19 protein-coding genes are annotated in these 20,867 nt (G+C 69.4%); 5 read left to right on the forward strand and 14 right to left on the reverse strand.

Features of this window, described 5'->3' with window-relative positions; genetic code table 11:
- Positions 1–216: 216 nt before the first annotated feature.
- Positions 217–1,212 (forward strand): ATP-binding cassette domain-containing protein, encoded by a 996-nt coding sequence (locus QE377_RS05825; RefSeq protein ID WP_307320506.1) that lies wholly within the window; start codon positions 217–219, stop codon positions 1,210–1,212.
- A complete protein-coding gene (locus QE377_RS05830) occupies positions 1,209–2,033 on the forward strand; it encodes an ABC transporter permease (protein WP_307320510.1) in 825 nt (274 codons plus the stop codon). Before QE377_RS05825 ends, QE377_RS05830 begins: the two co-directional genes overlap by 4 nt.
- A 1-nt stretch (position 2,034) precedes the next feature.
- Here the strand turns inward: QE377_RS05830 and QE377_RS05835 are convergent, their stop codons facing one another.
- Positions 2,035–4,860, reverse strand: coding sequence for a transcriptional regulator (locus tag QE377_RS05835; RefSeq protein WP_307320512.1), 2,826 nt, complete (start codon positions 4,858–4,860; stop codon positions 2,035–2,037).
- Positions 4,861–4,961: 101 nt separating this feature from the next.
- Complete coding sequence (locus QE377_RS05840) at positions 4,962–5,741, reverse strand: alpha/beta fold hydrolase (protein WP_307320514.1); 780 nt, start codon at positions 5,739–5,741, stop codon at positions 4,962–4,964.
- Positions 5,742–5,801: 60 nt separating this feature from the next.
- On the opposite strand from QE377_RS05840, the gene QE377_RS05845 reads away from it, so the two are divergent.
- Both QE377_RS05845 and QE377_RS05850 read left to right on the forward strand, forming a co-directional pair.
- Entirely contained in the window at positions 5,802–7,094 is a 1,293-nt protein-coding gene (locus QE377_RS05845) for a condensation domain-containing protein (protein WP_307320517.1), read from the forward strand.
- Between the two features lie 55 nt (positions 7,095–7,149).
- The gene (locus tag QE377_RS05850; protein ID WP_307320520.1) at positions 7,150–8,607 is read left to right on the forward strand and encodes a peptide MFS transporter; all 1,458 of its coding nucleotides are present in this window, start codon (positions 7,150–7,152) and stop codon (positions 8,605–8,607) included.
- A gap of 5 nt (positions 8,608–8,612) precedes the next feature.
- On the opposite strand, the gene QE377_RS05855 is transcribed toward QE377_RS05850, so the two are convergent.
- From QE377_RS05855 to QE377_RS05905, 11 genes are all read right to left on the reverse strand, one after another.
- The gene (locus QE377_RS05855; RefSeq protein ID WP_307320522.1) at positions 8,613–9,251 is read right to left on the reverse strand and encodes a CoA transferase subunit B; all 639 of its coding nucleotides are present in this window, start codon (positions 9,249–9,251) and stop codon (positions 8,613–8,615) included.
- Positions 9,251–10,027, reverse strand: a complete 777-nt coding sequence (locus tag QE377_RS05860) for a CoA transferase subunit A (protein ID WP_307320525.1) — start codon at positions 10,025–10,027, stop codon at positions 9,251–9,253. The genes QE377_RS05855 and QE377_RS05860 overlap by 1 nt, the downstream gene beginning before the upstream one ends.
- Positions 10,028–10,084: 57 nt before the next feature.
- On the reverse strand, positions 10,085–11,098 hold the full coding sequence (locus QE377_RS05865; RefSeq protein ID WP_307320529.1) for an ABC transporter permease: 1,014 nt from the start codon (positions 11,096–11,098) through the stop codon (positions 10,085–10,087).
- The gene (locus QE377_RS05870; protein ID WP_307320532.1) at positions 11,095–12,630 is read right to left on the reverse strand and encodes a sugar ABC transporter ATP-binding protein; all 1,536 of its coding nucleotides are present in this window, start codon (positions 12,628–12,630) and stop codon (positions 11,095–11,097) included. Before QE377_RS05870 ends, QE377_RS05865 begins: the two co-directional genes overlap by 4 nt.
- Before the next feature lie 68 nt (positions 12,631–12,698).
- The gene (locus tag QE377_RS05875) at positions 12,699–13,844 is read right to left on the reverse strand and encodes a substrate-binding domain-containing protein (protein WP_307320536.1); all 1,146 of its coding nucleotides are present in this window, start codon (positions 13,842–13,844) and stop codon (positions 12,699–12,701) included.
- A gap of 165 nt (positions 13,845–14,009) precedes the next feature.
- On the reverse strand, positions 14,010–14,804 hold the full coding sequence (locus tag QE377_RS05880; protein WP_307320540.1) for an SDR family NAD(P)-dependent oxidoreductase: 795 nt from the start codon (positions 14,802–14,804) through the stop codon (positions 14,010–14,012).
- Between the two features lie 31 nt (positions 14,805–14,835).
- Positions 14,836–15,780 carry a LysR family transcriptional regulator gene (locus tag QE377_RS05885; protein WP_307320543.1) on the reverse strand — a complete coding sequence of 315 codons (945 nt, stop codon included), beginning with the start codon at positions 15,778–15,780 and terminating at the stop codon, positions 14,836–14,838.
- A 46-nt stretch (positions 15,781–15,826) separates the two neighbouring features.
- Complete coding sequence (locus QE377_RS05890; protein WP_307320546.1) at positions 15,827–16,792, reverse strand: fumarylacetoacetate hydrolase family protein; 966 nt, start codon at positions 16,790–16,792, stop codon at positions 15,827–15,829.
- 2 nt (positions 16,793–16,794) lie between these two features.
- A complete protein-coding gene (locus QE377_RS05895; RefSeq protein WP_307320549.1) occupies positions 16,795–17,088 on the reverse strand; it encodes a putative quinol monooxygenase in 294 nt (97 codons plus the stop codon).
- A gap of 122 nt (positions 17,089–17,210) precedes the next feature.
- Positions 17,211–17,978, reverse strand: a complete 768-nt coding sequence (locus QE377_RS05900; RefSeq protein WP_307320552.1) for a cyclase family protein — start codon at positions 17,976–17,978, stop codon at positions 17,211–17,213.
- Between the two features lie 105 nt (positions 17,979–18,083).
- A complete protein-coding gene (locus QE377_RS05905; RefSeq protein WP_307320555.1) occupies positions 18,084–19,499 on the reverse strand; it encodes an aminomethyl transferase family protein in 1,416 nt (471 codons plus the stop codon).
- Between the two features lie 147 nt (positions 19,500–19,646).
- Between QE377_RS05905 and QE377_RS05910 the strand changes: the two genes are divergently transcribed.
- Positions 19,647–20,288, forward strand: coding sequence for a TetR/AcrR family transcriptional regulator (locus QE377_RS05910; protein ID WP_307320558.1), 642 nt, complete (start codon positions 19,647–19,649; stop codon positions 20,286–20,288).
- A gap of 39 nt (positions 20,289–20,327) precedes the next feature.
- On the opposite strand, the gene QE377_RS05915 is transcribed toward QE377_RS05910, so the two are convergent.
- Positions 20,328–20,849 (reverse strand): RpiB/LacA/LacB family sugar-phosphate isomerase, encoded by a 522-nt coding sequence (locus QE377_RS05915; RefSeq protein WP_307320561.1) that lies wholly within the window; start codon positions 20,847–20,849, stop codon positions 20,328–20,330.
- Between the last annotated feature and the right edge of the window lie 18 nt (positions 20,850–20,867).

Here is a 20,867-nt window from a genome sequence, read left to right on the forward strand (position 1 = left end):
TCTCCCACGCTCCCTCTCCCCCTCCCCTCCCCTCCCCCGCGAGACTGCATTCGGAGCACGAGATCACTGTCATTACCCGTGATCTCGTGACGGAAATGCAGTCTCGCGGGAGGCGCTAGCGGCGTGACAGCGCGGTGACAGCGGCGGGGACGACGTGACAGCGGCATGACGGCGGGAGCGGCGCACTCTGGGAGCACGCCAGCAGAAAGGCTCCCCATGACCAACTCACTCCCTCCCGCCGTCCGGGCCGAAGGCCTCGTCAAGGTGTTCGGCGACAACCGCGCGGTCGACGGCGTCGACCTGCTCGTTCCCACCGGCACCGTCTACGGCGTGCTCGGCCCCAACGGCGCCGGCAAGACCACCACCATCAACATGCTCGCCACGCTCATGCGTCCGGATGCGGGTCGCGCCGAGATCTTCGGCCACGACGTCACCGCCGAGCCGCAGGTCGTGCGCCAGCTCATCGGCGTCACGGGCCAGTTCGCCTCCGTCGACGAGACCCTCTCGGCAACCGAGAACCTCATGATCTTCGCGCGCCTGCTGGGACTCAGCCGTGCCGACGCACGCGCGAAGTCCACCGACCTGCTCGAGCGCTTCGGCCTCACCGACGCCGCCCGCCGCCCGCTGAAGAAGTTCTCCGGCGGGATGCGGCGGCGCCTCGACCTCGCGGCCTCGCTCATCGCCCAGCCCCCGCTCATCTTCCTCGACGAGCCGACGACGGGCCTCGATCCCCGCACCCGCGGGCAGATGTGGGACACGATCCGCGAGCTCGTCGCCGGCGGCTCCACCGTCCTGCTGACCACGCAGTACCTCGACGAGGCCGACCAGCTCGCCGACCGCATCGCGGTGATCGACCACGGCCGCGTCGTTGCAGAGGGCACCTCGGACGAGCTCAAGGCATCGGTGGGGACCGCGAGCCTGCAGCTGCGCGTCTCGGAGACGGCGGACACCGCATCCGCTCTCGAGATCGTCGAGACCGTGCTCGGGGTCCGCGCCACGCTCTCCCCCGAGGCCTCCCGCATCACGGCTCCCATGGCGGATGCGGACCGCGTCACCGACCTGCTCCTGGCCCTGCGCACCGGCGGCGTGCGTCTGGCCGAGATGAGCGTGCAGAAACCCACCCTCGACGAGGTGTTCCTCACCATCACCGGACACGACACCGGTGCGGGCACCGCAGACGAGACCGAGACGAAAGAGATGGTGAGCGCATGACCACCCTCGCACCCCACCGCATCGTGCCCGCGACCGAGCGGACACTGAAGAACCGCACGAGCCTGTCGCAGACGGTGAGCAACACCCTCACGATGGCGTACCGCGGCCTCGTGAAGATCCGGCGCACACCGGAGCAGCTCGTCGATGTGACGCTGCAGCCGATCATCTTCACCCTGATGTTCGCGTACATCTTCGGCGGCGCGATCTCCGGCGACGTGCAGAACTACCTGCCGCTGCTGATCCCCGGGATCCTCGTGCAGACGGTCGTGACCACCTCCGTCGTCACCGGCACACAGCTGCGCGAGGACATGGACAAGGGCGTGTTCGACCGCTTCCGCTCCCTGCCGATCGCCCGCATCGCGCCCCTGTCGGGCGCGTTGCTGGCCGACACTCTGCGCTACACGATCGCCACCACCCTCACCTTCGGGATGGGCTTCGTCATGGGCTACCGGCCCGGCGGCGGCGTGCTCGCCGTCATCGGCGCGGGCCTGCTCGTGATCGTCTCGTCGTGGGCGATGAGCTGGATCTTCGCGTTCTTCGGCGTGATCGCCCGCACCGCGGCCAGCGTGCAGGGCATCTCGATGCTGGCACTGTTCCCGCTGACGTTCCTCTCGAACGCCTTCGTCCCGGTCGACACGCTGCCCGACGTGCTGCGGTGGTTCGCGGAGATCAACCCGATCTCCCACCTCATCACCGCCGTGCGCGACCTCGCGAACTCCGGCGTCGTGGGCGGCGACCTGTTCGTCTCGCTCGCGGGAGCCGCCGTCATCGTGGTGATCTTCGCCCCGCTGACCGTGCGCGCCTACATGCGCAAGGCCTGACTCAGAGCAGCGCCACCAGGTCGGCGAGATCTGCGGGGCCGGATGCGGAAGCGTCCGGCCCCGCATCCGTTCCGATCTTCGCCCGCACGCGCTGCACGACGGGATCCGTCTCGTCGGACCGGCCCCGCAGCACCGCCGCGAGCGCCAGAGCGCGCCGCGCGTCATCGGGGCGGTCAGTCGCGGCGAACAGCTCCGCGGCGGCGAGCGCCGCATCCGCCATGATCGGCTGGTCGCCCGATCCGATCGCGAGCTCGATGCCGACGCGCACCTCGTCGCGCGCCTCGTCGAAGCGGTCCGCAAGCACGAGCGCCTGGGCATGACGCGAGGACATCCACGCGTGGATCTGCGGGGGAATCCCTGGCAGGGATCCGTCCCGCAGCGCGGGCGGCATCGTTTCGAGGATGGCCAGCGCCGCGTCCCCGTCTCCGACGATCACCTCGAAGGTCACCGCCGTGAGGGATGCCTGAAGCACCGCGCGGTCGGATCCGTCACGGCGCGCGGCGTCCTGCATCCCCGCCAGGCGCTCCCGCGCCTCGCGGATGCGGCCGAGCCGCACCAGCAGCACGATGGCGAAGGCCTGCTGTTGCAGCTGATCGGAGACGGAGGTCAGCCCCTCGAGCGCGCTGCTGGCCGCATCGGTGATCTCCAGCGCCTCTTCGAGACGGCCATGCAGCATGAGCCATTCGGAGCGCATCTGACTCGCGAGCGCGATCCCCCACGTGTCGCCCACCTCGCGCAGCAGGCGCAGCGCCTCCTCGCTCTGGCGGTCGAGGCGCTCGATGTCGCCGCCGTTCTGCGCGATGGCCGCCTCGATCGCGGCCACGACGCCACGGGACCACGTCGGTGCGCCCTCGAGGTCGGCAGGGTCCAGGCGGAAGTTCGGCAGCCAGGGCGTCCCGGGACGGCCGTCGCCGATGGCTCGCGCCTGGGCTCTCAGCAGGACGGGCAGGATCAGCGACAGCTCGGACGGATGCGCCGCCGCGGCCTCGGCGATCCGGTCGGCGTCCTCGGCGGTGAAGCCTCCCGAGATCTGTGCGTCGGCGGAGGCGAAGATGAGCTGCACTCCCGTGATCACCACGCCCGCCTCGGAGCCGAGGGTGGCATCGGCGCCGACCAGGTCGAGGGCGGCGCGCAAGGCCTCCAGGCGCTCGCGCATGATCCACGCCCAGATCTGCGCCCGCACGAGCTCGACGGCCGTCTCGCTCATCTGCGTCCGCGCGCCGCTCCAGCGGGTGGCGGCCGCCAGGTTCTCCTCGTTGGCATCGAACCACGCGATCGCGGAACGCACCGCGGGGGTGCGCAGCTCGGCGTCTCGCTCAAGGGCCCGCCGCGCGAGCACCCGCGCCTGCGTATCGCGAGACCGGTCCTCGGAGCCCCGGCGGCGGAGCTGCTCGATCCCGTACTCGCGCACCGTCTCGAGCACGCGGAACCGGCCGCGCGCCCGCTGCACCAGCGAGCGGTCGACGAGCTCGTCGAACACGCTCGCGGGCAGGGCGAAGGCCGCAGCGACCTCGCCCGCATCCGCCGCGTCGATGCCGTCCGGGAACACGGCCAGGGCGAGCAGCCCCTCGCGCTCCGGCTCGCCGAGCAGATCCCAGCTCCAGTCGATGACCGCGCGCAGGGTCTGATGGCGCGCTGCGGCCGAGCGGGGACCGCGGTCGAACAGAGCGAAGCGGTCGGACAGACCCGATTCCAGCTCGTCGATACCGAGGGTGCGCGCCTTCGCGCCGGCCAGCTCCAACGCGAGGGGAAGCCCGTCGAGGTGCCGCGCGATGCGCTCGACGGCGGGGAGTTCCTCCGGGGCGGGCGCCGCTCCGCGAGCGGCCAGGATGCGGGCGGCGAGAAGCGCGGTGGCGTCCGCATCCGGCAGCGGGCCGAGTTCGACGAACGCCTCGCCGGACAGCCCCAGGGGCTCACGGCTCGTCACCAGGACGGTGACGCCCGGCACCGCGAGCACGGTCGCCGCGACCTCGGCCGTCTCCTGCAGCACGTGCTCCGCGTTGTCGAGCACGAGCAGCACGGACCGGCCCGCGAGGGCGGCGAGCACGCTCTCCGCCGCGGGGAGCTCACCCGCGGGATTGTCCGTGAGTCGGATGCTGCGCCCGAGCGCCGTGACCACCGCGCCCCAGACCTCGCCCGGCTGGGCCGGCGCGAGCTCGACGAAGACGGCGGGCGGCCGGTGCCTGGCGGTCTCGAGGGCGAGGGTCGTCTTTCCCGCCCCGCCCGGACCCAGCAGGGTGACGAGTCGGAAGGTCAGCAGCTGAGAGGAGAGGAGGGCGAGCTCCTCGCCCCGACCCACGAGCGGGGTGAGAGCCGCGGGTATCGCGGGCACGGGCTCCGGCGCCTCCTGCGTCGACGGTGCCGCACCCCGGGTCAGCCGCTCCGCGTGCGCGCGGTCTTCGAGGAGGTCTCGCAGTACCCAGTCGAAGCCGTCGGCCAGCCACGGCTCGCCGCGCCACAGGGCGAGCGCCTCGCGGGCGAGGGGTGCGGGGTCCGCGCCGGCGCGTGCCGCCTGCACGAGGTCGGCGAAGCGCACGAGATCGACGTCATCGCGGGCGACGTCGAGCGCGTAGCCGCCGGGGTCCGCGCGAAGGATCCCCTCCGGCAGCGTCCGCCGCATCCGCGACACCAGCGACTGCAGCGACGCGCGCGGATCCTCCGGGGCGTCGCCGGGCCACACGTCCTCTGCGAGGGCGCGGTAGCTGACTGTCGTCCCCGCATCCAGCGCGAGCCGCAGCAGCAGCGCACGCTGACGCGATCCGCGCACCTCGATCGGCGAGCCCGCCGCATCCTCGGCCGCGAAACCGCCGAAGAACTGCAGCCGCATGCTCTCACTGTAGAACGCGCCCGCATCCGACCCCGTCGGGCTCTCGGCCGCGGGAAGAGGAAGGCGGTGCCGAGCGCCCGCCTCGTCCCGGGACAGCGGCGTCAGGCGCGGGTGGTGACGTGCTCGGCGAACAGGCCGGGCCAAGCCATCACGCCGTAGGGGCTGCGGGCGACGATCAGGCGACTGTCGTCGATGAGCTCACGCAGCGTCCGCGCGGTCTTGAGCGGATGCGTGCGGTCACCCGTCCAGGCGAGGATGAGGGTCGGCACCTCGATACGGGCGATGCGCTTCTTGGGCGGAAGGTCGGTGGCCGCCGCCCCGCGCAGCACGATCGGCAGCAGCTCGGCCGGCACGGTGGGACGCGTCTCGGGTGCGTCCGCGAGGGCCGGCGGAACGGGAGCCGTGTTGCCGATCTCGAGCAGGGCGGCGAGCCCTCCGCGCTCGACGAGCTCTGCGTTCGCCCGGTAGACATCGCCCTGCGCCCGGCGCCGCTTGAAGGCGGTGGGCGGCGTGACGAGGGTGAGCGTCGAGAATCGCCGCCTGTCGGAGGCCGCCGCGTGCAGCAGGGTTCCCGTCCCCATCGACGGCCCGACGCCGTGCACCTTCTCACCGGGCGCGACCGCATCCAGCAGCATGAGCAGGTCTTCGGCCAGCGCATCCCAGCCGTAGTCCGATTCGCGCTCCGTGCCGCTCGAGCGTCCGTGACCGCGCGCGTCGTAGCGCAGGATGCGGTGACCGCGCAGCGCCCTGCCGAGATCCAGACCCAGCTGCGCGTCGCGGCTGCGACTCGAGGTGAGTCCGTGCAACTGCACGACGAGGGGCCCCTCGTCGCCGGTGATGTCGTAGTCGAGACTCGCTCCCCGCACACGTAGCGACGGCATCCGCGTCTCCGTTCCCACCCGTCCACTGCCCGCAATCTGCGCCCCTTAGACTACGGCGCCATGCGCCTCACGAATGTCGCCCACCTCCGGCTCCCGACCGGGCGACTGCACAGCTATGACGTCGCGATCGAAGCGACGGACGAGGAGCTGCCCGTCTCGTTCGATCAGGGCCGCCATGTCGGAGAGGGCGATCGTCCGGGATCGTGGATGGCGATCTCGTTCCGGCTCGCAGGCGCCGAGCGCCACGCACTGGGTCGGGCATGGGATGCGGTCGTCGCCCGTCACGGAACCCTCCGCACCGTCTTCCGTGCGGGCGAGCGCGTGAGGCTGTTCGCGGGCGAGCAGACGCCCGGCGTGTGGCGCACCCACGCCACGGACGCAGGCATGACCACGGCGCTGCGGGAGGCGTTCGACTCCGGCTGCCGCCCGCACGCGGCGGGCTCCTTCCTGCTGTGTCTCGTGGAGCCGGATGCGGGCGAGCCGGTCGTCGTCATCGGCAGCGACCACGCCCATGTCGACATGTGGTCCCTCCTGGTGCTGGGCCGCGACCTGGATCGCGCGCTGCGCCGCGTGCAGGCGGGCGAGGACGCGGACCTGGCGCCCGCGCATCCGTTCGCCGAGCACACCGCGCTGCTGGAGGCCATGGGCGACTCGCCCGCCGGCGTCCGCGACGAGTGGGAGCGACTGCTCGCGGCCGGCGGGCAGGCCATGCCGCGCTTCCCGCTTCCGCTGGGCGACATGAGCCGCGCCCACGACGAGGTCGTGGAGGTGCGCGACGTCCTCGATCCCGCACAGGTCGTGGAGCTGACCCGGGTCGCGGACGTACGCGGCGTGCGGCCGACCGCGGTCGCGCTCGCGGCGGTCACGCGCGCCACCCGTCGTGTCGCCGACGCGCCCCTGCGTGCCGTGTTCCCCGTGCACAGCCGCAACGATCCGCGGTGGACGGATGCGGTGGGCTGGTTCATCACGAACTCGGTCATCGAGTGCGAGGACGGCGACCCGGCCGCGTGCGCCGCGGATGTCCGCCGCGCACTGCAGCTCGGCTCGCATCCCCTCGCTCCCGTGTTCGCCCCGCGCGGCGGGATGCCTCGCACTCCGGGCATGTTCGCGCTGTCATGGCTGGACACGCGTCGCCTGCCCGTGGCGGTCGACGACCCGCAGGCATCGTGGATCTCCGCGGTGATCCGCACGAACGGCGTGATGATCTGGTTCGTCATCAACGACACCGGGCTGCATCTGCGCTGCCGCTACCCCGACACCCCCGAGGCGCGTGCCTCTCTCACGCTCTGGCTGGATGCGGTGGAGAGCGAGCTCAAGGCGGCGGCGACCGCATCCGTTCCGGTCGCGGGCTGATCACCCGGCACCAACCTCCCGCACGGAGCGGCGCCGCCCGGATACGGTGGCGACTATGACTGCGCCCGAGAGCACCACGCGCGACACCCGCTTCTTCGGACAGCCCTGGGCACTCGCCCACGTGTTCGGCGTGGAGATGTGGGAGCGGTTCAGCTTCTACGGCATGCAGGGGATCCTGCTGATCTACCTGTACTACTCCGCGACCGAGGGCGGGCTCGGCCTCGACAAGGCCGTCGCGACCGGCATCGTCGGCGCCTACGGAGGCGCCGTGTACCTCTCGACGATCCTCGGCGCGTGGATCGCCGACCGCCTGCTCGGCTCCGAACGCGTGCTGTTCTTCAGCGCGATCGTGATCATGGCAGGGCACATCGCGCTCGCCGTGCTGCCCGGCTTCGCGGGCGTCGGCATCGGCCTCGCGCTCGTGGCCCTCGGCTCCGGCGGACTGAAAGCCAACGCCACATCCGTTGTCGGCACGCTGTACGCCGACGACGATCCCCGCCGCGACGGCGGATTCTCGCTGTTCTATCTGGGCATCAACCTCGGGGCGTTCTTCGGCGCATTGGTGACCGGGCTGCTGCAGTCGGTCGCCGGCTTCCACTGGGGCTTCGGCCTCGCGGCGGTCGGCATGGCCATCGGTCTCGTGCAGTACGCCTTCGGGCGTCGCCAGCTGCCCGCCGAGGCGCGCGCCGTGCCGAATCCGCTGCCGCGCGAGCGGCGCGCGCTGTGGATCGGGATCGCCGCGGCCGGCGTCGCCGTCATCGCGGCGAGCGTGCTGCTCGGCATCGTGCGCGCCGACAACCTGGCCCTCGTCGTCATCGTCGTCACGATCGTGTCCGCGATCGCCTACTTCGCCGTCATTCTGGGCTCTCGGCGGATCGACGCGACCGAACGCTCACGGGTCTACGCGTTCATTCCGCTGTTCGTCGTGAGCGTCGGTTTCTGGTCGCTCTACCAGCAGCAGTTCACGGTGCTGACGATCTACTCCGATGAACGGCTCAACCGCGACCTGTTCGGCTGGGAGATGCCCGTCTCGTGGGTACAGTCGATCAACCCGGTGTTCATCATCCTGCTCTCCGGGGTCTTCGCGGCCCTCTGGACGAAACTCGGCCGGCGGCAGCCGTCGACGCCCGTCAAGTTCGCGATCGGCGCGATCGTCATGGGCCTCGCGTTCTGGCTGTTCCTCATCTGGGCGAACGGCGGGCAGAACACCACACCGCTGCTGGGCGTCATCGGCATCCTGTTCGTGTTCACGGTCGCCGAGCTGTTCATCTCGCCGATCGGTCTCTCGGTGTCGACGAAGCTCGGGCCGACGATCTTCCACACTCAGATGGTCGCGCTGTTCTTTCTGTCGGTGGCGCTGGGCACCGCGATCGCCGGGCAGATGGGCGAGTACTACGACCCCGAGAACGAGGTCGGCTACTTCTCGATCCTCGGGGTCATCGCGATCGCCCTCGGCGTCGCGCTGCTGCTGGCTGTGAAGCCCGTGCTGCGGCTCATGAGAGGTGTGCGCTGAGATTCTCAGGCGCTGCGCAGCCGCAGTGGCGGCGCCGTCGCCGCCACGACATCGTCGATCGAGACACCGGGGGCGAGCTCGATCAGCTCGAGGCCCCGGGGGGTCACATCGATGACGGCGAGATCCGTGATGATTCGATCGACCACACCCCGGCCCGTCAGAGGGAGGCTGCATTCCTCGACGATCTTGGCTGAGCCGTCCTTCGCCGTGTGCTCCATGAGAACGATGACCCGTGCCGCGCCGTGGACGAGATCCATCGCGCCGCCGGGCCCCTTGACCATCTTGCCCGGGATCATCCAGTTCGCCAGGTCTCCCGAGGCAGACACCTGCATGCCTCCCAGGATGGCCGCGTCGACCTTGCCGGAGCGGATCATCCCGAAGCTCATCGCGGAATCGAAGAACGCGGCTCCCGGAAGCACCGTCACCGTCTCCTTGCCTGCGTTGATGAGGTCGGGGTCGAGCTCCTCCTCGGTCGGATAGGGCCCGACTCCGAGGATGCCGTTCTCCGACTGAAGCACCACGGTGATCCCGGCGGGAACGTGGTTCGAGACGAGTGTGGGCAATCCGATGCCGAGGTTCACATAGGCCCCGTCTGTGAGCTCACCCGCCGCCCGCGCAGCCATCTCCTCTCGCGACCAGCCCATCAGCGTCCGCTCCCCCCGCGCACCGTGCGCTTCTCGATCGGTTTGTCGATGCGGTCCCCGACCTCGACGACGCGGTGCACGAAGACGCCGGGCAGGTGGACGTCATCCGGATCGATCCGACCCGGCTCTACGAGTTCCTCGACCTCCGCGATGCATACACGCCCCGCCATGGCCGCCAGCGGATTGAAGTTGCGCGCGGCCGCATGGAACACAAGATTTCCGTGCCGGTCCCCTCGCGAGGCGTGAACCAAGGCGTAATCGGTCACGATGGCCTCCTCCAGGACGTACTCGCGTTCTGTCCCGCCCACGGCGAAGCGCCGCACCTCCTTCGCGACAGACGCCACCGCGACGCCTCCGTCGGGGGCGTACCGCTGCGGCAGCCCGCCTTCCGCCACCTGCGTTCCGACCCCGGTCTGCGTGAAGAACGCGGCGATGCCCGCTCCTCCCGCACGCAGCCTCTCCGCCAGGGTGCCCTGGGGCACCAGCTCGAGCTCGAGCTCCCCGCTGAGGAACTGCCGCTCGAACTCGCGGTTCTCTCCCACGTAGGACGACGTCATCTTCCGGATGCGGCCGGCGCGCAGCAGCACGCCCAAGCCGCCGTCATCGACGCCGCAGTTGTTGGACACCACGCTCAGCGACCGTGTTCCCTGTGCGAGGACCGCCTCGATCAACGCCATCGGATTGCCGGAGAGACCGAATCCGCCAACGGCCAAGCTGGCTCCGTCGGCGATGTCCGCCACGGCGAACGCCGCGGACGCTACGCCCTTGTCGATCACAACGACTCCTTCGCATCAGCTGCCCACGTCGTCCCCGCGTACGCACGTCCCTCACGCTCACCCACGCCGCTGCGACCGTCCGAGATAGGTCGACAAGGCGACAGCGGCGAGCAGCGCGGCGCCGTTGAACACGTTCGATGCCCATCCGCTCGCCCCGGAGAGGGCCAACCCGCTGACCGAAACGGAGACGAAGACCGCGCCGATGATCGTCCCCCAGACATTGAAGAACCCCGGCCGTATCGTCGTGGCACCCAGGAAGACCGCCGCCAGCGCGGGGAACAGAATGAGACCGCCATCGGAGGCGGTGGCGCTGCCGACCCGCGCAAGTTGGAGCACGCCGGCCAGACCTGCGATGGAGCCTGCGACGATGAAACTCCACCAGACGTTCTTGGTGACGGGCAGACCGACGAGCTTCGCGGCCGTGGCGTTCGAGCCGATGGCGTACAGCGAACGACCGAACGGCGTGTGGCTGAAGAAGTACCAGGCGACGAGACCGACGGCCAAGGTGATGTAGAACACGAGCGGCACCCCGAGAAGCCGCGTGGAGCCGAACAGGATGATGGCCGGATCGATCCCGCTGACGAATGTGCGGCCTCCCGTGAACCACGCCATCAGGCCCGCGAGCAGCATCGACATGCCGAGCGTGGTGACGAACGGGCTCATGTGCAACCGGGTGACGAAGTAGCCGTTGACGACGCCAACCAGCACCCCGAGGGCGAGGGAGATGACGATGGCGACGGGCAGCGGGACGCTGTACGCGGACATGAGCCCCGCCGTCATCACCTGGGTCATGGCAGCGTTCGCGCCCAGCGAGAAGTCGAAGTAGCCCGCGACGAGCGGGAAGAGGGCCGCGATCGCGACGAGGGCGACCACCGCCTGACTGCCCAGGATCACGGTGATGTTGTTCAGCGTGGGAAACGATGCCGCCGACAGCGAGAAGAACGAGAAGAAGACGAAGACGAGCACCGTCAGCAGCGGCAGGGCGTACTTCTCGAGCACTCGCAGCGGCGCGGGTGTGCGCACGACGGGCACCGAGACGGTCGCGGTCGTCGGGGTTCGTGTGTCGGTCATGGCTTCTGCTCCATCGGGTCGTCGGGGACGGTCTTCTCACGGAGAACGAGGCTCGTCAGCCCGTCCACGTCGAGGCTTCCCGCGGCGACCTCATCGGAGATCCTTCCGCGGCTGAGAATGAGCACGCGATCGCACAGGGCGTGGATCTCGGCGAGATCGCTGGAGGCGATCAGAACCGCGCAGCCGGACGCAGCGGCACGGCGGATGCTGTCGTAGATGTCGGCGCGGCTCATGACATCGACACCCTGTGTCGGCTCGTCCAGCAGCAGGACTCTCGGTCCGCGCTGCATCCACCGCGCCAGCACGACCTTCTGTTGGTTGCCTCCGCTCATCGACGAGAAGGGCGCCTCCGGCGCCGCCACCTTCACGCCGAACTCCTCGATGAGCGAGCGGGCGTCGTCCCGCTCCGCCGCACGGGACATGAACCCTCGGGTCCACCTTTCGGACAGAGTCGACACCGCGAGGTTCTCAACGACCGACTGGTCCATGAACGACGCCTCCCGCACGCGATCCTCGGGCACCAGCGCGACACTCGACGTCATCGCGTCCCCCACGTGACGCGGCGCATAGTCGGCACCGCGAAGACGCATGGTTCCCGAGGCCGGGCGGTGCACACCGAACAGCATGTTCAGCACGCTCGACCGCCCGGACCCGACGAGCCCCGTGAGGCCGACGATCTCTCCCTCGTGCAGCGTCAGGTCGACGCCGCGAATCGGCCCGCCGCGCAGGTCCGTCACCTGCAGCACGGGTCGGTGCTCGCGATGCTCCGCCTCCCCGGTGGCACGCAGAGCCTGCACGGAGCGACCCGCCATGATCTCGATCAGACGCTCCTCGCTCGGCTGTTCGTCGACGAGCGCGGCGGCGAGGCGCCCATCGCGGTAGACGGTGAAGTCGTCCGATACGGCGAGTACCTCGCGCAGACGGTGGCTGACGATGAGCACCGTCTGCCCCAGATCGGCGCGCCGGCGCACGCGCTCCAAGAGCAGCTCGGACTCCTGGGCGGCGAGTCGGGCGGTCGGCTCGTCGAGGACGAGGATCCGCTCCTGCTCACCGTCCTGGTCCTGCAGCGCCCGAGCGATCGCGACCATGGTCTGGTCGGAGGGGCGCAGCGCGCGCACCGGGGTGCGGGGATCCAGATCCAGCTCGTAGGCGGCGAGGGTCGATGAGACCCGTCGACGCAGTCCACTCCAGTCGATGCCGGGTCCGCGACGTGGATATCCGTCATCCAGCGCGAAGTTCTCCTCGATCGAAAGATCATCGAAGAGCCCGAGATCCTGATGGACGAACCTCAGTCCCACTCCCTGCGCGTCGGAAGGGGTGAATCCCGCGAGGTCGACGCGTCGGCCGAAGACCTCGAGCTCCCCGGCGTCGGCCGCGTAGACACCGGCAAGGATCTTGATCGTCGTGGATTTGCCCGATCCGTTGCCTCCGAGGAGGGCATGCACGCTCCCGCGACGGACGTGGAGCGATACGTCGTTGAGAGCGCGAGTGCCTGCGAAGTCCTTGCTGAGGTGCGTGATCTCGAGAGCCATGCGTTGCGCCGATGGGGCGGGAGTGGAGGGGAACTCCCCCTCCACTCCCGCACCCGGCGCGGCGATGCTCACTTGCCCCACGAGGTCTCGAAGGCCTTCTTCCAGTCCACGGTCCCGTTGAAGGGCCCCGACGCCGGAAGGTTGTGGTCGGCATCCACGATCTGCATGGTCTGGCCGATGTAGGCCGGTTCCTGACCGGCGAGCACCCGCACTGCGGTGTCGACCGAGCCCCACGCCTCCCAGTCCTGCGCGTCGCCGACCGTCGCGGTGATGCCGGGCTGACCGCTGCGGATCATGTCCAGGGCGGGCTCGGAGCCGAACGCGCCCACCGTGACGAGCTTTTCCGCGACGCCTGCCTGATTCAGAGCCGCCGCGAGCCCGTTGACCAGGTAGGCGTCCGTCGGAACGATCAGCGCGTTGGCGTCGGGATTCGCGAGCACGGCGCTGACGATCTTCTGCGCGAAGGAGCCGTCGGCCACCTCGGGGTCGGTCACGTCGACCTGCACGAGAACCTTGCCCCCGCCCAGCGAGTCCAGCTCGGACTCGAAGGAGTCAGTGATCAGCTGCCCCCATCCCTGGGAGGTGAGGTTGACCACCACGGCGTTGACATCGCCGTTGGTCTTCCCATAGACGTAGTCGGCCTGCAACGCGCCGAACGCGCCGAAGATCCCGTAGGGTGTCGGCTGCTCGTCGGCCGGCAGCCAGAGCCGCTCGGCGTCCCACACCGGCGAGTCGCAGTCGTTCTGCCCACCGCCTCCGACGATGACGACGCCGGCGGCCTTGGCCTCCTGGAACGCCGCTGCAGCAGCACTGCAGCTGATGCCGACGGGAACGAGGACGTCGGCGCCGGCAGCGGTCGCCTGTCGGATGGCTGTGGCGAAGCCGTCCGGGCTGAGCTTGCCGTCCACGATGGTGCCGGTCCAGCCGAGCTCCTCCGCTGCCGCGACCATGGCGGCTGCCGGCGCATGGCAGGTGGGCGCTGCCTCACCGCAGGACATGACGTAGAAGTTGACGTCACTCTTAGGCGTGACGGCCTCGAGATCGGCGAGGTCCGAGCCGTAACCGGCGTAGGCGCGGTCGAGGGCGCTCTGCGCGGCGTCGCTCAGAGCCTCGGTGGATGCGGCCGGCGTGGTGTCGCCGGTGGAACATGCGCTGAGCGCGATCGCGAGCGAGACCATGACGGCCCCCATCGCGATCTTCCGTTGTGCTCTCACGGGTATCTCCTGCTGTGTCAGGAGACGAGGGCCGAGTGTGCGGCTTCATCGCCTCGTTCGGGTGCTGGCGTCCTTGCCAGTCGGCCCATTCCACCAGCGGCGGGCACGGTGTGGAATGCGTCCGGGATGATGACTGGCATCGCCCGACTCGATGACGTGGATAGCTCAGTCGGCGACGAGCGTTCCGCCGTCGATGACGATGGTCTGTCCGCTCACGAACGCGCCTCCCGGCGACGCGAGCCACACCGCTGCCGCCGCCACCTCGGCGGGCCTGCCGAACCTTGCGAGCGGGGTCTTCGCGAGTCGTGCCGTAGCGACGTCCGGATCGTCGATGATCGCGCGCGCGAAGCTCGTCTCGATGACACCGGGAGCGATGGCGTTGGCACGCACGCCACGGCCTCCCCAGCTCACGGCGAGGTTGCGGACGATCTGCGCGTTGGCTGCCTTCGTGACTCCGTAGCCGCCGATCGTGCGGTTGCCTCTGAGGCCTGCGAGGCTCGACATCACGAGGAAGAGACCGCCGCCCGCGCCGGCGAGGTGGGGCACGGCCAGATCAGCGAGCAGGCTCACCGATCGCACGTGCAACCTGTACATGGCGTCTAGACGATCCACGGCATCGGAGCCGCCCGGATCATCGAGCGCGGCTCCGGCATTGGCGAGGACCGTGTCGATGCGACCGAAACGGGTCATCGTCTCCTCCACGAGCGCGGCCAGCTGAGCATCGTCCGTCACATCGCAGACCATCCCGGTCGCTTCCAGTCCCAGCCGCCTCAGCCGGGCAGCCTCGGCATCCGGTGCCGAGACGCCCAGGTCGGCGATCACCACACGTGCACCGGCGGCGGCGAGCGCTTCCGCGCACGCCGCCCCGATCCCCGACGCAGCCCCGGTGACGATCGCCACCTGCCCGGAGCAATCGAACAGCTTGTCCGGGGTCAACGCGGATGCGGTCGGGGGAATCACCGCCCGCGCTCCTGACCGATCTCGCGCACACTCACCACCCGTGCTGCGGAAGCGACAACTCCGCGTCCTTGCCGAACTCCACGCGTTCGGCGACGACGCGCAGGGCGCGCAGCAGCCAACGCAGGGCCGGATCGTCGGATCGGGACGGGTGCCAGAAGACGGATTCGACGAGCACGGGGAGCTGGACGGGAACGCGAGCGACGGTCAGATCGAGGATGTCCCCATAGCGGTCGACGAGTCGCGCCGGGACGAAGCCGAACATGTCCGACTGCGCGATCATGAACGGTACCGGCAGGAAGCCGGGGACGGTGCGGGCCACGTGAGGCCGTACGCCCGCCTCGGCGAGCGCGTCGTCGGCGAACACGACCACTCCCGCTGCGAGCGCGACCTGCACGTAGGGCGAATCCGCCAAGACATCGGCGTCGATGGCCCCGTCGACGAGGCCCGGATGCCCGCGGCGCACGATGCAGACCATCTCGTCGGAGAAGAGGGATTGACGTTTGCCGGCGACGCCGTGGGCGACGGAGGCGATGGCGACGTCATCGCGCAGCAGGTCGACGGGATCGATGCCGTTGAGCGGCACGAAGTCGATCGAGACCCCCGGTGCATGCTCGCGCAGCAGATCGAGCAACGGCGCAGTCATCACCGCCAGCGCGTAGTCGGATGCCGAGAGTCGGAACTGCCGCTCGCTCGTCGACGGGTCGAACGAGGGCCGCACGTTCAGCGTTCGGTTGACCTCCGCGAGGGCCTCCCGGACGACGGGCTGGAGTGCGCGCGCCCGGGGCGTGAGCTCGGAAGCGCGGCCCACGCGCACGGTCAGAGGATCGTCGAGCAGCCGGCGCAACTTCGCCACGGCGCCGCTCACGGCGGGTTGTGTCAGCCCGATCGCCTCTCCGGCGCGGGTCAGGTTGCGTTCGGTGAGGATGGCATCGAGGACCACGAGCAGATTGAGGTCGACGCCTCGCAAGTCGCCCATATGTCGCTCCTTCGCGTCGGACAGCAACGTTACCGTCACAGTACGGCTATAGCCGGTCGGATCCGTACGTGCGGCGGGCGCGGCCCGCGCGATGGCCGGGACTGGTCGAGGCGCCGATGCGATTCTCGATCGTGCCGAGTCCTTCCACCGTCATCGTCACGACATCGCCGACCTGGAGCGGCGGAATCACGAGATCGCCGCCGGCCCGGGCCCACCGTTCGGCGAGCGCGCCCTGCGAGGCCGTGCCGGTGGCCAGAATGTCGCCCGCACCGACCCACGCATCCCGTGAAGCGTGCACCAGGAGCTCCTCGAACGACCACGACATGTTGCGCAGGTTGTCCGTTCCCACCGTCTCTCCGTTGACGGCGACGGACATCTCGAGCGCGTACCGGTCTCCTTCTCGGTACCTCTCGAGCTCGTCGGGCGTCGTCAGCCACGGACCGATCGTCGTCGCGAAGTCCTTGCCCTTGGACGGCCCGAGCCCCACCGCCATCTCCCCTCGCTGCACGTCGCGCGCGCTCCAGTCGTTCATGATGCAGAAGCCTGCGATATGCTGCGGCGCCTCTTCGAGGGACACGTCCCGAACGGTGTGCTTGACGACCATCGCCACCTCCAGCTCGAAGTCGAGCTGCTCGGTCTGCGACGGCATCGGGATCTCCGCGCCGGTCGGGACCACGGACCACGGGTTCATGAAGACGAAAGCCGGCGCCTCGTACCACTGCGGCGGCACGGCCCTGCCCTCCTCCGCCTTCTTCATCCCGGCGATGTGCGCCTCGAAGGTCACGAAGTCGCGGATCGCCCGCGGCTCGACCGGCACGGTGTACTGCGCGCGGCCCACCGGGAGCTTCTGCTGCCGGCCGGCGCGCACATCGAGATCACGGCGGCGCTGCGCAGGCATGCTCAGCAGATCGAGCACCGTGGGATCGCCCGGTATGTCCTGGAGCGCTCCGTGCTGGACACGTCCCGTGTGAAGGATGCCGTTCGGACCGACGAAACGGGCGTACTGGACCATCGTCAGAACTCCAGCGTCTCGGAGAACAGTCGCTCCCGCGTGTCGAGCGCAGGAATCGCCTGTCCGAGCGCCCATCGGGCGAAGTGCGCGGAGGCGCCGTGCGCCGCGAATGCCTCCTCATCGACGTAGACCTCGAAGATGCGGAACACGTGCGGCTCCTCGGCGTTCTGATGCGCCTGGTAGTAGAGGTTGCCCGGCTCCGCGCGCGAGGCAGGTGACAGCTTCTCGAGCGCGTCCCTGACGGTCTCTTCCTGACCCGGCCGGGCGGTCCAGATTGCACTGCACACGAAAGACATGGCGATTCCTCTCAAGACATCGTTGTCACGGCTAGGCGCGGCACCCCACGCTACGCAGTGAGGGCAAGCGCCCACCACGCGGTGCCGGCGATGACTGCTATCGCGCGCCGCTACGCCAGAGCTCATTCGTCGAAGATCGCCACCGCACGCGTCCAGCCGGCGGATGCGGCGCGAACCTTCGCGGGGAAGCAGGCCACGGTGAAGCCGAACGCCGGCAACGACTCGAGGTTCTGGAGCTTCTCGATCTGGCAGTAGGCGACCTCGGCGCCCGCCTTGTGCCCCTCCCACACGATGGACGGGTCGCCCGTCCGTGCGAACTCACGACGGGTGACGCTGACGGGCGCGTCCCATCCCCAGGCATCCGTGCCGACGACGCGGACTCCCCTGTCGGTGAGGTGCAAAGTAGCCTCCCGCCCGAATCCGATCCCGGTGTCGTAGTAGTCCTCCTGCCCGTAGGCGGCCGAGGCGATCGTGTGCGCGAGAACGATGTCGAACGGACGGAGCGCGTAGCCGATGCGGTCGAGTTCGGCATCGATGTCCGCGGCGGTCACGAGATGTCCCTGAGGCAGGTGGCGCAGATCGAGCTTGACGCCGGGCCGGAAGAACCAGTCCAGGGGTACCTCGTCGATCGTCCAGGCCCTCTCCCCGCGGTTCATGGTCGGGTGGTAGTGCCACGGGGCATCCACATGGGTGCCGGAGTGCGTCGTCAAGGTGAGCGTCTCGGCGGCGAGTCCCTGACCGTCCGGCAGCTGATCCGGCCGGATGCCGTACATGGCCTCCATGTCTCGGCGACCGGCGATGTGGTCCTTGTAGTCGATCGTGGGTCGCAGGAACGGAGGATCTACAGGGATCACATCGTCCAGCGGCATGGACAGGTCTACGAAACGCATGGCAACTCCTTCGTCGTGCGCACCATCCTGGACGCGGCAGCCGTCTGCCGACACCCGTCCCGGACGATGCCAGGCATGCGCACGACGGGTGTCGGGCTACGCGACTCAGTCGCGCCGGTAGTCCTCTCGCGCGACCCTCGAGTACGGAGCGGGACTCACGATGGCCCTGATGGGCACGATGTCGGTGGGCTCGACGCGATAGCCGTCGTAGCCGCCGCCGAGCTCGCCCCAGCCGATGACGACCTCGTCGCCGACCCGGACGGTGTCGTCCACGAGCGCCATCGACAGCAGGGACCGCTCGTTGGCCGTGTAGGCCGTGTACGCGGAGTTGCCGACGGAACGACCGTCGACGGTCAGGGTGTCGTAGTGCTTGTCGAGCTTGTCGCACATGACCGGAAGGTGCAGGAAACGCACGTCCCGCCCCCCGGGGGTGAGCATCTCTCGCAGCAGCGCCGCCGCATCCTCCGGGTCCCACTGGAGCGTCACCTTCGTCAGTCGCGGGTCTGCGGCTCGGCGCAGGAGCGCATCCCGACCGTAGAAGTCGTGATCGGCGTGGATGAGGCGGTCGTACCCTAGATCGAACGGCGACCGGTAGTAGCCCTCGACACGGTCGTGCGCGAGGCTTCCGGACAGGCGGATCATCCCCTCCCCCGCGTTGGCGGGCAGCCATTCACGGTACGCGCGCATCTCCTCCCCCTCGTAGATGGCGGGAAGGACCGCCTGGTACCACCCGGACTCGATCGCCCCGATCAGGTAGGCCTGCCCGCCCACGAGCTCGAGTTCGAACTCGCGACCCGCTGCGACGATCGCGTCTCGCACGGTCTCCCGCTTCTCATACGGACCCCAGATCTCGAGGCCGGCGACGCCGGCCATCCCGTGACGGAGCGCACGACAGCGCACACCCCCGATCGTGATCTCGGTCATGTGGAAGAACTTCACATCGCCGAGCGGTCCGCCGTTCAACTTCTCGATCAGCGCGGCAGCTCTCGGCCCTTGAATCTGATAGCGGAAGTCCGGACGGTCGTGGGCGAAGCCGTTGGGGTACACAGGAGCCTTGCGGTCGTACCGCGCCTCGACGTCGTAGTCGCCGGTCTGGGCCTGATACATGAGCCAGTTCTGAACGAACCCGGCACCGAACACGGAGAACTGCCGCGGCGCGAGGTGGAACACGATCCCGTCGCCGATCATGTCTCCGCGCTCGGTGACGCAGACGATCTGGCGGGCGGAGTTCGGACGGAAGGTCGTGAAGTCGTTGATGGCGAAATCGGACAGCAGCCTCATCGCATCGGGCCCCGACAGGAACAGCCCCGACATGTGGTGGGTCTGGTCGAACAACGCCACCCGCTCGCGCCACGCCCGCGTCTCACGTTCCCACAGGGAGAACTCGCCCGGAATGACGGGGATGATCTGCTGCGGCTGGAACTCGTCGCGTGCGTCGGGACGCGCGTACTTGTGTGCGCGCAGCAACCGGAGGGGGCCTCCAGCCTCGGTCAGCAGTGATTCCAAGCTCTGGGTCGTCATGACGGGTCTCCTTCGTCCTCAAGCCATGGCGGCCGTCCGCATGGACGGCGCAGACCGAGTCTGGACTTCAGAATTGATATTCTGAATACTGGGCGGGCGATGCCACGTATCGACCGTCTCTCGCGTCGCCGGTGCGACACTGGGGCGATGCTGGAGACGCCCGGGCTGCGACCGCCCCGCCAGGAGCGGTCGCGACGCACGCTCGAACGCGTGCTCGACGCCGGGGCCGACGTGTTCGCCGCGCACGGATACGAGGGCTTGACGATCGCCGAGGTCTGCCGCATCGCGAAGACATCCCCCGGCGCTGTATACACCCGCTTCGAGAGCAAGGCCGTGCTGGTGCGCGCCGTCCACGATCACGTGCTGACGGCGCTCAGCGCCGAGCTCGACGCGGCCTTCGCCCCTCACTCGGAGTGGGACGCTCTGGAGACGGCGCAGTTCGTCGAGCGCGCCGTGAACGTGCTCATCCTCCACTTGCGTCGACACGCACCGATCGTCCGCGCCATCGTGCTGCGGGCAGCCGTGGATCCGGTCATGCGCACCAGCGGCGCACCCCGCATCCGATCGATGGCCGATGCCTTCACCGCGCGCATGCTCGATCGAGCAGCCGACTACCCCCACCCCGACCCGGAGACGGCCGTGCGCGACGCCTTCGGCATGGTGTTCGAGGCGCTGTCCTGGGACATCGCCTTCGGCAGCGACTATCGCGCGTCCGGCGCGCTCGGCGCCCCTCCCGACGCACGACTGCCCTCGACGTGCCGCATGCTCCTGCTCACGTCGCCGGCCTGAGGAGGCTCTCGACCGGCCGGGAGGTCACCGCCGATCGTGTCATTCGTGACGGACCGCGATCTGCTCCGGCTCCAACTGCACGGCCCAGCCTTCGATCGTTCCCGCGTTCTCGTACTCCTCGATCTGAAGGATCTGACGGCCGCGCTCGACGGTCTGCTCCATGGATGAGGTGACGAACGCGTACAGACTCAACCAGGCCGTCTCTTCGAACGCGACACCGCCGATGACGAGGACGTTCGCGTCCACCACGCCGCGCGCCGCGGCAGCGTCGCGCGCGGAGACGGTGGCGACCACGGCGCGCGCGCCATTGACCTTGTTGGCCGCAACCGCACCGGCCGGCGCCTCGTCCAGGACGAGGATCCCGAAGGCGTCGATCCCGCCGTCCTGATCGGCGACGACCGCCCCGCCGACTCTGATCGCGTAAGCAGGGTAGTCGTCACCGTCGTCGTAGGCGTCGGCGCCGAGCCACACCACATCGAAGCCGGCGCGACGCGCCCGCTCCTCGAGCGCACGGCCCAAGGCGTAGCCACCGTGGTCGGCGGCGATGTAGATGCGTGTCATGAGCTGAACCTCCTTGTC

It is taken from the genome of Microbacterium sp. SORGH_AS_0862, assembly GCF_030818795.1.
Classification (GTDB): Bacteria; Actinomycetota; Actinomycetes; order Actinomycetales; family Microbacteriaceae; genus Microbacterium.

Bases quoted from the DNA above. Each gene is read 5' to 3' on its own strand.
- QE377_RS05825 (WP_307320506.1), top strand. From the start codon at position 217: ATGACCAACTCACTCCCTCCCGCCGTCCGGGCCGAAGGCCTCGTCAAG.
- QE377_RS05830 (WP_307320510.1), top strand. From the start codon at position 1,209: ATGACCACCCTCGCACCCCACCGCATCGTGCCCGCGACCGAGCGGACA.
- QE377_RS05835 (WP_307320512.1), bottom strand. From the start codon at position 4,860: ATGCGGCTGCAGTTCTTCGGCGGTTTCGCGGCCGAGGATGCGGCGGGC.
- QE377_RS05840 (WP_307320514.1), bottom strand. From the start codon at position 5,741: ATGCCGTCGCTACGTGTGCGGGGAGCGAGTCTCGACTACGACATCACC.
- QE377_RS05845 (WP_307320517.1), top strand. From the start codon at position 5,802: ATGCGCCTCACGAATGTCGCCCACCTCCGGCTCCCGACCGGGCGACTG.
- QE377_RS05850 (WP_307320520.1), top strand. From the start codon at position 7,150: ATGACTGCGCCCGAGAGCACCACGCGCGACACCCGCTTCTTCGGACAG.
- QE377_RS05855 (WP_307320522.1), bottom strand. From the start codon at position 9,251: ATGGGCTGGTCGCGAGAGGAGATGGCTGCGCGGGCGGCGGGTGAGCTC.
- QE377_RS05865 (WP_307320529.1), bottom strand. From the start codon at position 11,098: ATGACCGACACACGAACCCCGACGACCGCGACCGTCTCGGTGCCCGTC.
- QE377_RS05870 (WP_307320532.1), bottom strand. From the start codon at position 12,630: ATGGCTCTCGAGATCACGCACCTCAGCAAGGACTTCGCAGGCACTCGC.
- QE377_RS05885 (WP_307320543.1), bottom strand. From the start codon at position 15,780: ATGGGCGACTTGCGAGGCGTCGACCTCAATCTGCTCGTGGTCCTCGAT.
- QE377_RS05890 (WP_307320546.1), bottom strand. From the start codon at position 16,792: ATGGTCCAGTACGCCCGTTTCGTCGGTCCGAACGGCATCCTTCACACG.
- QE377_RS05895 (WP_307320549.1), bottom strand. From the start codon at position 17,088: ATGTCTTTCGTGTGCAGTGCAATCTGGACCGCCCGGCCGGGTCAGGAA.
- QE377_RS05900 (WP_307320552.1), bottom strand. From the start codon at position 17,978: ATGCGTTTCGTAGACCTGTCCATGCCGCTGGACGATGTGATCCCTGTA.
- QE377_RS05905 (WP_307320555.1), bottom strand. From the start codon at position 19,499: ATGACGACCCAGAGCTTGGAATCACTGCTGACCGAGGCTGGAGGCCCC.
- QE377_RS05910 (WP_307320558.1), top strand. From the start codon at position 19,647: ATGCTGGAGACGCCCGGGCTGCGACCGCCCCGCCAGGAGCGGTCGCGA.
- QE377_RS05915 (WP_307320561.1), bottom strand. From the start codon at position 20,849: ATGACACGCATCTACATCGCCGCCGACCACGGTGGCTACGCCTTGGGC.